9 protein-coding genes and 1 pseudogene are annotated in these 12,024 nt (G+C 72.5%); 2 read left to right on the forward strand and 8 right to left on the reverse strand.

The window, feature by feature from the left end; all coding sequences use genetic code 11:
* Positions 1-188: 188 nt before the first annotated feature.
* On the reverse strand, positions 189-1,154 hold the full coding sequence (nuoH, locus tag I0C86_RS33675; RefSeq protein ID WP_196205348.1) for an NADH-quinone oxidoreductase subunit NuoH: 966 nt from the start codon (positions 1,152-1,154) through the stop codon (positions 189-191).
* A gap of 134 nt (positions 1,155-1,288) precedes the next feature.
* Positions 1,289-1,885, reverse strand: a pseudogene (locus I0C86_RS33680) (NADH-quinone oxidoreductase subunit C); the annotation flags it as partial.
* 297 nt (positions 1,886-2,182) lie between these two features.
* Between I0C86_RS33680 and I0C86_RS33685 the strand changes: the two are divergent.
* Positions 2,183-3,229 carry a glucose 1-dehydrogenase gene (locus I0C86_RS33685; RefSeq protein ID WP_196205349.1) on the forward strand — a complete coding sequence of 349 codons (1,047 nt, stop codon included), beginning with the start codon at positions 2,183-2,185 and terminating at the stop codon, positions 3,227-3,229.
* A gap of 18 nt (positions 3,230-3,247) precedes the next feature.
* Here I0C86_RS33685 and I0C86_RS33690 read toward each other — a convergent pair whose 3' ends face one another.
* The 4 genes from I0C86_RS33690 to I0C86_RS33705 all read right to left on the reverse strand — a co-directional run bounded on the left by I0C86_RS33690 (position 3,248) and on the right by I0C86_RS33705 (position 9,617).
* Positions 3,248-5,518 carry a HEAT repeat domain-containing protein gene (locus I0C86_RS33690; protein WP_196205350.1) on the reverse strand — a complete coding sequence of 757 codons (2,271 nt, stop codon included), beginning with the start codon at positions 5,516-5,518 and terminating at the stop codon, positions 3,248-3,250.
* An 82-nt stretch (positions 5,519-5,600) separates the two neighbouring features.
* Complete coding sequence (locus I0C86_RS33695) at positions 5,601-6,917, reverse strand: DUF2252 domain-containing protein (RefSeq protein ID WP_196205351.1); 1,317 nt, start codon at positions 6,915-6,917, stop codon at positions 5,601-5,603.
* Between the two features lie 137 nt (positions 6,918-7,054).
* A complete protein-coding gene (locus I0C86_RS33700) occupies positions 7,055-8,947 on the reverse strand; it encodes a carboxypeptidase-like regulatory domain-containing protein (protein WP_196205352.1) in 1,893 nt (630 codons plus the stop codon).
* Between the two features lie 91 nt (positions 8,948-9,038).
* Positions 9,039-9,617 carry an NADH-quinone oxidoreductase subunit B gene (locus tag I0C86_RS33705; RefSeq protein WP_196205353.1) on the reverse strand — a complete coding sequence of 193 codons (579 nt, stop codon included), beginning with the start codon at positions 9,615-9,617 and terminating at the stop codon, positions 9,039-9,041.
* 102 nt (positions 9,618-9,719) lie between these two features.
* Between I0C86_RS33705 and I0C86_RS33710 the strand changes: the two genes are divergently transcribed.
* Positions 9,720-10,961 (forward strand): Gfo/Idh/MocA family protein, encoded by a 1,242-nt coding sequence (locus I0C86_RS33710; RefSeq protein WP_323373998.1) that lies wholly within the window; start codon positions 9,720-9,722, stop codon positions 10,959-10,961.
* Between the two features lie 87 nt (positions 10,962-11,048).
* Here the strand turns inward: I0C86_RS33710 and I0C86_RS33715 are convergent, their stop codons facing one another.
* Both I0C86_RS33715 and I0C86_RS33720 read right to left on the reverse strand, forming a co-directional pair.
* Positions 11,049-11,672: a DUF305 domain-containing protein gene (locus tag I0C86_RS33715; protein WP_196205355.1), complete on the reverse strand. Its 624-nt coding sequence runs from the start codon at positions 11,670-11,672 to the stop codon at positions 11,049-11,051.
* A 164-nt stretch (positions 11,673-11,836) separates the two neighbouring features.
* Positions 11,837-12,024: carbohydrate-binding protein (locus I0C86_RS33720; RefSeq protein ID WP_323373999.1), on the reverse strand; the 188-nt coding region annotated here is incomplete at its 5' end.

Below are 12,024 nucleotides of genomic sequence, written 5' to 3' on the forward strand. Positions count from 1 at the left end.
CCTGATCCCCCTGATTCCCCTGATTCCCAGGACCATCCCCCTGATTCCCAGGACCGAACAGGCGAGATCCGGGACCCTGGAGTCGGACCGTCGCGGCAACGACGGTCCGACTCCAGGGTCCCGGATCACCGGACAGCGGTCACCGGACAGCGGTCACCGGACAGCGGTCAGCGGTCGTGCGGGGGTTCTCAGTCCAGGGCCAGTCTGACTCCGACGGTCAGGACGAGTTGGCCGAGCGCCACCGGCACCAGCACCAGCCAGCAGAGCCGCTGCAACTGGTCCTCCCGCAGGCGCGGGTACGTCACCCGGAACCAGATGATCACGAACGAGACCAGGAACACCTTGATCAGGGTCCAGAGCCAGCCGAGGTACTCGTCGCCGAACGGGCCCTGCCAGCCACCGAGGAAGAGCACGGTGGTCAACGCGGCGATCACCACGATCCCGACGTACTCGGCGAGCAGGAAGAACGCGAACCGCAGGCCGGTGTACTCGGTCATGTAGCCGAAGACCAGCTCGGAATCGGCGATCGGCATGTCGAACGGGGGGCGGCGGATCTCGGCGAGCCCGGCGACGAAGAAGACGATCATCGCTGGTGCCTGCCAGAGCAGCCACCACGGCTCCCAGGCGGTGACGATGCCGGGCAGGCTCAACGTACCGGCGGCCATCGCCACGCTGGCCGCCGCGAGCACCAGCGGCAGTTCGTAGCCGAGCAGTTGCGCGGCGCCCCGGATCCCGCCGAGCAGGCTGTACTTGTTGGCCGAGGCCCAGGCCGACATCAGTACGGCGACGACCCCTATCCCGACCACCGCGAGCACGAAGAACAGCCCGATGTCCAGCGGCTGCCCGACCAGGTCGTTCGGGCCGAGCGGAATGACCAGCAGGGCGAGCAGGTACGGCACCAGCGCCACCACGGGAGCGAGCCGGAACACGGCCCGATCCGCCTCGCGGGGCGTGATGTCCTCCTTCTGCACGAACTTGATCCCGTCGGCGATGAGCTGGGCCCAGCCGTGGAACCCGCCCGCGTACATCGGGCCGAGCCGGCCCTGCATGTGCGCCATCACCTTGTGTTCGGCCTGTCCGACGACCAGCGGCAGCACCAGGAACGCCGCGACCACCCCGCCGATCCGGATCAGCAACTCCAGCCAGAGCGGCATCACGAACCTCCGCTGCCGTCGGTCGCGCCGGGCTGAACCGGCGGCGCCGGCTTCGCCTCCGGTTCCGCTTTCGGTTCCGGGCGTCCGGGTGGGCCGGCCGTGGGACGGCGCCGGGCGGGTCGCTCCGGTGGGCTCTCGGTTCCGGGTACGGCCGCCGCCGGGCCCCACTCGCCCGGAGCCGGTACGCCCGGCGGCCGCATCGCCTGCCGGCGCGTCGTACCGGCCTCGGACTCGCCGGGCTCCTTCGCGCCCGGCCAGGCCTTCGCGACCCGGGAGGCGAGGACGAACTCCTTGCGCAGCGGATGCCCCTCGAACTCTGGCGGCAGCAGCAGCGGGGCGAGGCCGGGGTGTCCCTCGAAGTCGATGCCGAACATCTCGTGGGTCTCCCGCTCGTGCCAGCCCGCCCCCGGGAACAGGTCCACCACGGACGGGATCGTGGCGGCGTCCCGGGGCACCCGGGTCCGGAGCAGTACGCCGTGCCGCTGCGTCGTCGACCAGAGGTGCACGACCACGTCGAATCCGTCCGCCAGCTCGTCGACAGCGGAGAGCCAGTCGAAGAAGTCGCAGGCCAGTTCGGCATCGTCCCGGGCGGCCCGGACGGTGTCCCGCCACCTGGCCGGCGGAACGTCCACGGTCGCCCGCGCGTACGCCTGGCCACCGGACTGGCCGACGGTCACCTGGCCGCCGGACTGGTCGACCGTCACCTGGCCGCCGGACTGGTCGACCGTCACCTGATCGACGGTCAGCGGCGTCTGGGCGCCCACGGCGGGCCCGGCGGGCGCCGGGTCCGGGGCCGCGGGTGTCTCCTCCTTCTCACCCGGCTGGGCGAGCAGGGCGGCCAACCGGTTACCGACCTGTTCCGGCGTCATGCCCGCGATCCTATGGCCATCCGGCCCGGACGTCGCCGGCCATCGACCGGCGGAGCCGGTCCGGATCGCCCCCGACCCCGGCCGGCGCCGCACAGATTGTCGTGCCGCAAAGCCTCGGTTCAGGCGTACCGGAGGGGTCGGCAGGGAAGAATGATTCAGGTGCGCGCGATAACCGTTACTCCGGGTAAACCCAACTCGTTACGACTGGTCGAGGACTTCCCCGAGCCGGATGCCGACGAGGGTGCGGTACTGGTCGAGGCGATCGCGGTCGGCGTCTGCGGGACCGATCACGAGATCATCAATGGCGAGTACGGCGAGGCCGCGCCCGGCTCGACCGACCTGGTACTCGGGCACGAGTCGCTCGGGCGGGTCGTCGACGACCCCACCGGGGCGCTGTCCCCGGGCGACCTGGTCGCCGGGATCGTGCGCTACCCCGACCCGGTGCCCTGCACCAACTGTGCCGTCGGCGAATGGGACATGTGTCGTAACGGCCAGTACACCGAGCACGGCATCAAGGGGTTGCAGGGCTTCGCCCGGGACCGGTGGCGGATTCCGCCGAAGTTCGCCGTACGGCTCGACCCGAAGCTGGCCGAGCTGGGCATGCTGCTCGAACCGACAAGCGTGGTGGCGAAGGCATGGGAGCACATCGAACGGATCGGTGGCCGCGCCAACTGGGAGCCGAAGACCGTACTGGTCGCCGGTGCCGGGCCGATCGGTCTGCTCGCCGCCCTGCTCGCCGCGCAGCGTGGCTTCGAGGTGCACGTGCTGAACCGCTCGGCCAACGGTGAGAAGCCGGCCCTGGTGGAAGCACTCGGCGCCCGGTTCCACACCGGTACCGTCCACGAACTGGGGCGCGAGTTCGACATCGTGCTGGAGTGCACCGGCGCTCCACCGGTGGTCCTCGACTCGATGTGTCAGGCGGCGCCGAACGGCATCGTCTGCCTGACCGGTGTCTCCTCCGGCGGCCGGACGATCGACTTCGACGCGGGCGCGCTCAACCGGGCGCTGGTGCTGGAGAACAACGTCGTCTTCGGCACCGTCAACGCCAACCGCCGACACTGGGAGTTGGCCGCCGAGGCGCTGGCCGCCGCCGATCCCGACTGGCTCAGCAGGATGATCACTCGACGGGTTCCGATCGACGAGTGGTCAAAGGCGTACAGCCCCGAGCCCGATGACATCAAGGTGGTCCTCGAATTCGAGCGGTGACCGCCGGGCCCGGCCGGGTCACCCACCGGCCGGTTGGAGCGCGTCGACCGTACCGGCCATCACCCGCAACAGTTCCTCGTCCTCGGTGACCTGACTGTCGCTCCAGCCGTTGTCCCGCGCGGTGTGCCGGCGGGGCCGGGCCTGCTCGGCCCGGAGCAACGGCAACGCGGCGCCGGCCGGCTGGCCGATCTCGGCCCAGATCGTCGCCACCGCCGTCCGGGTGTACGGGTTGCGGTCCCAGAGCCCGGTCAGCACCGGCAGGACGGCGTCGGCGTCCCCGGCGACCCGCCAGAGTGCCCGCGCGGCGCTCAGGTGCAGCCAACCGTGCGGATCCGGCTCCGCCAGCAGGGCGCCGAGCCGGGGAAGATGCCCGGCGGCGGCCGGCCCGATCTCGGCGATCTCGTCGGCCGCGGCCGTCGCGTCGTACCCGGTGGCGTCGAGGAACCGGCCGAGCACCGGCAGCACCGGCGCCGGATCTCCGGTGATCCGGTACAGCGCCGATACGGCGGCGAGCGCCAGGCGCCGTTCCGGAGCGTCCAGCAGCGGTCGCAGCACCGGTACGGCGTCCCGCGCGGCCGGGCCGAGCCGCCCGATGGGCCGGATCATGTACTCGTGCGTGGCCAGCGGCAGCAGTTCCGGCAGCGCCGCCGCGCCGGCAGCGCCGAAGCTGCACACCGCCCGCGCCAGGTCCTGGCGGCGGGTGGCGAGGTCGGCGGCCGTCTCGGAGAGGGTGCGCAGTTGGTGCCGGATCAGCGGCAGCAGTGCGACGGCGGTCGGACCGAGTGAACTCACCGCCGCGCCGACGTCCTTCGGCGGATCGTCGCGCGCCAACGCCCAGCGCAGGGGCGGCACCGCCCGTGGGTCGCCGAGCCGGGCGAGGGCGTTCAGCGTGTCGCCGATGGTGGGCGCGTGGCTCGGCCACACCGTGATCCAGGCGGGTGGGCCGGCGCCGTGGCGGTGCGACTCCTCGGGTGCCGCGCCGGCCACGTTCTCGGCGAGCACGTCGACCACGGGCCTGTTCAGCTCGCCGAGATGGACGAGCACCCGACTCGCTGCCCGGGAGAGCCGTGGATTCGGGTCCAGCAACTGCCGGCCGATCGCGGCGACCAGTTCCCGGTAGTCGCCCCGCCAGCCGCCGACGAGATTGCCGGCGGCCCGGACCGCGTCCAGCCGACATTCCCAGTCCGACGCGCGGAGCAGGGTGTCGAGGAGCTGGATCCGGTCCGGCACCCGGTCGCCGAGGGCCCGGCTCAGGTCGCCGACGACCGGTCCGAGCCGGGGGCTGTGCCGACCGGCGACATCGGCTTCCCGAAGCTCGCGTACGGCACCGCGCAGGGTGTCGGTGTGGAACCCGGCCGGCTCGGAAACCGGCCCGTCCGGCTGGTACGCGGCGCCGAGCAGGGCGAGGGCGCGCGGCACCAGATCGGTCGGCAACATCGCCGGCATCCCGCTGCTGACGGCGGTGAGCGCGGTGAGCCGCAGCGCCGGATCGACGTGATCGCCGCCGACGGACGGTTCGGCACGACCGCCCGCCCCGGAATCGGCCGAGCCGCCGACGAGGCCGACCAGCCACTCCGTCGCCGCACGCAACTCCGGCTCGTCCACGGTGGTCAGATGGCCGGCGGCGACCCGGCGGACGAGCGTACCGACCGTTTCGACCAGGGCGGTCCGGGCCTCGGGATCCGGCTCGACCGGCAGCCGCCGCCGGAGCGTGTCGAGCACCCGGGACGCCTCGGCCCGGCACACCAGCAGCGCCTCGGGCACGGCCCGTCGGACCTCCGGGTCCGGGTCGGTGAGCAGCCGCAGGAACACCGGATAACCGGCCGCGACCGCCGACTGGGCCCGCCGGTAGTTGGCCGCCCAGTCCTCCTCGTCCGCATCCGCGTCGGCCTTGTCCGCGTCGGCCTCGAGCGACCTGGTCAGCTCCGCCAGGTCGTCGACCTCGGCACAGCCGATGCTGGCGAGGAGCGTCACGATCGGGCCCCGGTCGGGTCCACCCGGCCGGGTGGCCGCCTCGAAGAGGTACGGGATACAGGCGAGCGTGCACTCGTAGACGTCGCCCTGGTGGTGCACCGCACCGTCCATCCCGTCGAGGGCCGTCTCCCGGATCGCGGGGTCGTCGCTGACCAGTCCCCGCAGCAGCTCGGGCACCTCGACGGCCGGCCCGTACGCGTGGTTCATCGACGCCCAGTCGATCTCGTCCAGTCCCGCGAACAACGTCGCCCCCGTCCCGCCGCCGCAGATCCGATCGCCGTTGCACCCCGACCGGTGCAGATCCGATCGGTGCACGTTCCGGCCGAAGCCTAGCGAGCGCGACCGACGGAAATGCTCCCCAGCGACCCCAGCGGCACCAGCGGCACCGGAACTGAACTCAGATCCCCGGCAGTTGGCCGTTGCGGAACAGGTCCACGAAGATCTGGTGGTCCTGCCGGGCCCGTGCCCCGTACGCGTGCGCGAACTCGACCAGGTGCGCCACGAAGCCGTCCTCGTCGGTCTCGACCGAGGCGACGATCGCCTCCTCGGTGGAGAAGTCGACCAGGTCGTGGCTCGACTCGTCGTCGGCCACCGAGTGCATCCGGGCCACCGCCCGACCGAGGTCACCGAGGACGCCGGCCAGTTCCTCCGGCTCGTTGACGTCGGACCAGTCCAGGTCGGCGGCGTACGGGGAGACCTCGGCGACGAGCTGGCCGTGCCCGTCCAGCTCGGTGAAGCCCAGCCACGGATCCGCGTGCGCCTGCAACGCCCGCTGCGACTCGGCCGTACGGTGGCCCTGGTGCCGGAAGTAGGCGCGGACGCCCTCGTCGTCGACGTACCGGGCCACCGCCGGCACCTGGGCGCGCTTCATGTAGATGACCACGTCGTTCTCCAGCGCCTGGGTGTGCCCCTCCAGCAGCAGGTTGTACGACGGCAGCCCGGCCGAGCCGATCCCGACGCCCTTGCGCAGCACCACGTCCTTGATCTGCGCGGCCACCGGCCGGACGTCGGCGGTCGTCGGCGGCAGGGTGTTCAGGTACCGCTCGAACGCCTCGATCACGGCGGCCCGGACCTCGCGGTCGACCTCGTACACCCCGTCGCCGAGGGAGAACCGCCGCTCGTACTGGTCGATGGTGGTCTGGGAGGCGAGCAGGTCGACCCGGGTGCTGAGCCGGGCCTGCTGGAGCACCCGGCGCAGTACACCGTCGGCGTTGTCCAGCATGATCGACCCGATCGCGTCGTCCCCGCCGCTGGCGATGGCCCGCAGCTCGGTCAGGTACGCCGTGGCGAACCGGGTGACCAGGTCGCCGATCGCGGTGTCGGAGAGCGCCTTGCCGTAGCCGAGCAGGGCGACGCTGGCCGCGAACCGCTTCAGGTCCCAGGAGAACGGCCCGACGTACGCCTCGTCGAAGTCGTTGACGTTGAAGACCAGTTGGCCGGAGCCGTTCATGTAGGTGCCGAAGTTCTCGGCGTGCAGGTCGCCGTGGATCCAGACCCGGCTGGTCCGGGCGTCGAGGAACCGGTCGTCGGCGAACTCGCCGGAGAGGTCGGCGTAGAAGACGGACGCGCTGCCCCGGTAGAAGGCGAACGGCGAGGCGGCCATCTTGCGGAACTTGCGCCGGAACGCGGCCGGATCGATGGTCATGGATTCGCCGAACTCGGCGATCAGGACGTCGACCAGCCATTCCGCTCGCCGCTCGGTGTTGTCGGTCATGATCCGCAGGTTAGACCCGCCGCACCACCAGCGGCTGTGGCCCGGCTAACCGACCGACCGTGTCGCGGCTGACCGGCCGGTCACGGCGCGGCTGACCAGCCGACCGTGTCGCGGCTGACCGGCCGGTCTCGGCGCGGCTAACCAGCCGGTCGGGGCGCGCAGCTGGCGGTCAGGTCCATCGCCACCGTGGTGGTGCCTCCGGCGGTCACCCCGACCGCCGTCGCGAGCGGCGGCACCGTCGGGGTGCCGTACCAGCAGGTGGTGGTCGGGTCGCGGTACTCGACGTACACCTCCTGGGTGCGGTGGCCGGGCAGGACGAATCCGCCGTCCGGCCGGAGGTACGCCGGCCCCGCCCCGGCGACGTCCCCGGTTCGGCGGTGGTACGTCCAGACGTACCCGGAACCGGCCGGACCGCCGTTCCGGGTGACCGTGCCGGCCAGCGTGCCCCCGGTGACGAGTCGGGCGGGCACGGTGGCGGTGCCGCCGGCGGGCACCCGGGCCAGGCTGGCGCTGAACCGGTCGGCCACGTCGCCGGACCACTGCCAGGCGTACCGGCTGCCCGGTGCCGGCACGAACTGCACCGGCCAGCGGTACGGGCCGAGGTCGTCGATGGTGTACCGGCCGTCCGCCGCCGAGCAGTGCCGACCGTGCCCCGGCCCCTGGTCCGGCCGGAAGGCGTACGGGTGGGCGCAGACGCCCGGCACCGGCGCCCCGGTCGTGGCGTCCGAGACGGTTCCGCTGACGGCGCCGGGCGGGTCCATCCGGATCGGTGCGATGGCGACCGTCGTACCCGTCCGGATCGCCACCCGGAGCGCGGCGCGTTGGTCCCCCGAGCCGCCGTTCGCGGTGACCCACTGGGCGCCGTACCGCCGGGCCGGCGGATCGTAGGGGTCGACGGCCTGGTACGCGTAGAGCTGGGCGGTGGTCGAGGTCGTCAACGGCCCGATCGCCAGCCGTCCGGTCTCGTCGGAGCAGTAGCCGCCCTGGCCGGTGGGCTGGCCACCCCACTTCGGCGCGACGAGCCGGACGCAGACCCGGTCCGCCGGTTCGCCGGTCGCCGCGTCCCGCACGGTGGTGGTCACCCCGGCGCCGGCCGCCAACTCCACGGCCAGCGGGGCGACCGCGCCCCGGACGACGTCGACGGGCACCGGCTGGTCGGGCGCGAAGTGCGAGGGTACGGCGTCGACGGCCACCGCCCAGCGGCCCGGCGGTACCTGCCCGAGACGGACCAGGCCGGCGGCACCGCAGGCGGCCACGGTCCGCAGCGGGGTGTCGATCCGGGCACACGGCCGGGGTACGCCCAGCCCGGTGACCGTGTCGGTCACCCGCACTTCGACCGTGCCGAGCGGCAGCCAGCGCTCGTCCAGCACCAGGGTCTGCCCGTCGGCAAGTGGGTACGCCGACGCGGCGGTCCGGTCCTGGCTGCCGGGCATCCACTGGTTGCCGTACACGTCATTGAAAAGCGCGGCCTGGTACCGCCCCGGCGGCAGGTTGGCGATCTCGTACCGGCCGTCCCCGCCCGGCGTCGTGTACGCCAACACCCGCCAGTCCCGGTCGGTGGCCCAGATGCTGACCGTGGCCTCGGCCGGCGCGCCGGAGTCGTCCACGATCCGGCCCCGGATGGTGCCGGAACCCCGCCCGACGGTGACGTCCCGCCGCACCAGGCTGGTCCCGGGGACCCAGACGGTTTCGGCGTTGAGGTGGTCGGGCGCGTCGGGCCACCAGTGCGTCCGGTAACCGGGCGCGGTCACCCGGACCCGGTAGCCGGTGTCGGTGGGAACGCCGCTGATGGCGTAGTGCCCCTGCGCGTCGGCGCAGAACCGGCCCTGCTCCTCGGTTTCGCTGCGCAGCAGGGTGAGGCAGGCCCCGGCGACCGGCTGGCCGGACTCGTCGCCGACCACTCCGATGTAGCCGGTGGAGGCCGCCGCAACGACCGAACCGACGGGTACGGCCACCGCCGGGCCGGCCGTCGTCGTCGCGACGATCGCCACAACTGCCCCAGCCGCCCCAATAACTCTGCGCAGTCTCATGAGTCGCGAGAGTAACCGCAGGACGGGTGTCGCAAGGACTCAATCGGTCAACCTGCCAATTCCGACCGGAGACACCACCGGGAACGCCGGGTCAGCGGTCTCCGGCGGGCGGCGCCACCGGGGCGGCGGTCAGCGACTCGACGCTGCGCCCGGACGGCGGACCGGCCCGGTCGGCCGGCGATTCCAGCGGGTCGGGCCGGGCGACGCCGCCGATTCCGGACTGCTCGGCGGCGATCTTCTCCTGGAGGCGGAGGATGCCGTGCAGCAGCGCCTCCGGGCGCGGCGGGCAGCCCGGAACGTAGACGTCGACGGGAATGATCTGATCGACGCCCTTGGTCACGGAGTACGAGTCCCAGTACGGCCCGCCGCAGTTCGAGCAGGCGCCGAACGAGATGACGTACTTCGGCTCGGGCATCTGGTCGTAGAGCCGCTTGATCGCCGGCGCCATCTTGTCGGTGACCGTTCCGGAGACCACCATCAGGTCGGCCTGGCGCGGCCCGTGCGCGAACGGGATCACGCCGAGCCGGATGAAGTCGTGCCGGCCCATGCTCGTCGCGATGAACTCGATCGCGCAGCAGGCCAGCCCGAAGTTGAAGACCCAGAGCGAGTAGCGCCGCCCCCAGTTGAGCACGAACCGGATCGGCTCGCCGAGCACCGCCGGTAGCTGCACGGCTGCCTCCTCTCCCGTCCTCCGCCCAACAGTGAACCACAGCACGGGTGGGTCGATCCGGCTCCCGATGGGATCATGGGCGGAGATGGGCAGGTGGTACAGGTGGCGGAAGTGACGCTCGTCGTGGCGGGCGCGGGGCTGCGCGGAACGGGCTATGCCCGACGGGCCCGGACGACCGGGGCGATCGTCGTCGGGGTCGCCGAACCCGATCCGGTACGTCGAACCCGGTTCGCCGCCGAGTTCGACCTGGCGCCGGAACGGGTCTTCGCGGACTGGCGGGACCTGGCCGAGGCGGGTCGGATCGCGGACGGCGTCGTTATCGCGACCCAGGACACCGAGCACGCGCGACCCGCGGTGCGGTTCGCGGGGCTCGGCTACCACATCCTGCTGGAGAAGCCGATGGCCACGACCGAGGCGGACTGTCTCCGGATCGTCGAGGCGGTGGAGCGGGCCGGGACCATGCTCGCCGTCTGTCACGTGATGCGCTACACGCCGTACACCCGCCGGATCCGGGAACTTGTCGCGGAGGGTCGGATCGGCGAGCCGATCAGCGTCCAGCACCTGGAGCCGGTCGGCTGGTGGCACTTCGCCCACTCGTACGTCCGGGGGAACTGGCGCCGGACCGACGACTCCGGCCCGATGCTGCTGACCAAGTCCTGTCACGACATCGACTGGATCATGCATGTGCTGGGTGAGGTTCCGGCCCGGGTCGCCTCGTTCGGCCGGCTGTCGCACTTCCGCCCGGAGAACCGGCCGGCCGGTGCCACCGACCGTTGCCTCGACTGCCCGGTGGAGCCGGACTGCGCCTACTCCGCGACCCGGCTCTACCTGTCCTGTCTGGGCGATCCGCGTCGGGAGGTCTGGCCGCTCGGCGCGGTGACGCACGATCCCACCGAGGCCGGCGTACGGGCCGCGCTGCGCACCGGGCCGTACGGGCGGTGCGTGTACGCCAGCGACAACGACGTGGTCGACCACCAGGTGGTGAACCTGGAGTTCGGGTCCGGTAGGACCGCCTCGTTCACCGTGACCGCCTTCACCCCGCACAGCGGGCGGCAGACCCGGATCTTCGGTACCCGTGGTGCGATCGAGGGTGACGGGCACCGGCTGACCGTCTCCGACTTCGTCACCGGACAGGTGTGGACGGTCGAGACCGGTGCCGATGATCAGGCGCACGGTCACGGCGGCGGTGACGACGCACTCGCCGACGCGTTCGTGACGGCGATCGCCACCGGCGACGAGTCGTTGTTGAGTTCCGACGCCCGGGAGAGCCTGGCGGGCCACCGCGTGGTGTGGGCCGCCGAGCGGGCCCGCCGCACCGGCACGGTGGTGACGCTCGCCGGCTGACCCGGCACCGACGGCACCGCGCTACGGCGTTGCCGGGAGCGCGTTACGGCGTTGCCGGGACCGCGTTACGGCGTTGCCGGGACCGCGTTACGGCGTTGCCGGCGGAAGCAGCGCCAGCATCTGGTTGATCTGCGCGGTCCGGGACAGGTCGATCCTCCGGGCCAGGTCGAGGGCACCCGGGTAGGCACCGGAGCGGGTTTCGACCCGGGCCATCTCGACGGCGTTGTGCTGGTGCGCGATCAGCAGGTTGAGGAAGGCGGTCTCGAACTCGGTGCCGGTGGTGCGGGCCAGCGCGGCGATCTCCTTCGGTCCGGTGGCCGGCAGCCCGCCGTGGTCGGCGTGCGCGTGCGCGTCCGGGTCCGCCGAGGTGGTCCGGCCCCAGCCGGTCAGCCAGTTCCGCATGGTCTCGCGCTCGGCGTCCTGGGTGACGTCGATCGCGGCGGCCAGGGTCTTCACCTCGGTCCGCCGGGCCCGGCTCTCCACCAGGCGTACCAGTTCCAGGCCCTGGCCGTGATGGGTCACCATCATCTGGAGGAACATCACGTCGGTCTCGTTGAAGGCTCCGGTCGCGTCGGCCGGGGCCGGTGCGGCGGAGCCGGTCGGTGCCGGCGCCGGACCGGCGGGCGCGGCGCCGGTTCCGTCCGGAGTGGACGCGCAGCCGCCGAGCAGCAGCAGGGTCGCGACGATCAGGGTACGGCGGTAGCCGGTCATGAGCCTCGTCTCCGGTACGCGGTGGACACCTGAGGTCGGATGCGGGTGGCGTACCTGTGGCGGATACGGACCCGCAGGGGGTACGGGTCCGTATCCGCGACGGGTACGCCCCGCCGAGCGCTGGGTCAGACCCCTCGGGCCGGGTCAGACACGTGGGACGGGGGTCAGACGCGTAGCCAGAGGGCCGGAACGTTCGGCGGCTCCCAACCGGCGATGGCGGTGTGCGCCTGCCGGCAGCGGTAGGTCGCCCCGCCGTAGGTCACCTGGCTGCCGACCTGGTACGACGTACCGGCCTGCCAGGTTCCGCCGACCGGTGGCGGTGCGGTGGTGGGCGGCGGCGTGGTCGGGTTCG

It is taken from the genome of Plantactinospora alkalitolerans (assembly GCF_015690345.1).
Lineage (GTDB): Bacteria > Actinomycetota > Actinomycetes > Mycobacteriales > Micromonosporaceae > Plantactinospora > Plantactinospora alkalitolerans.

Coding starts and splice junctions, on each gene's coding strand:
- I0C86_RS33715 (WP_196205355.1), bottom strand. CDS start 11,672: ATGACCGGCTACCGCCGTACCCTGATCGTCGCGACCCTGCTGCTGCTC.
- I0C86_RS33700 (WP_196205352.1), bottom strand. CDS start 8,947: ATGAGACTGCGCAGAGTTATTGGGGCGGCTGGGGCAGTTGTGGCGATC.
- I0C86_RS33695 (WP_196205351.1), bottom strand. CDS start 6,917: ATGACCGACAACACCGAGCGGCGAGCGGAATGGCTGGTCGACGTCCTG.
- nuoH (WP_196205348.1), bottom strand. CDS start 1,154: ATGCCGCTCTGGCTGGAGTTGCTGATCCGGATCGGCGGGGTGGTCGCG.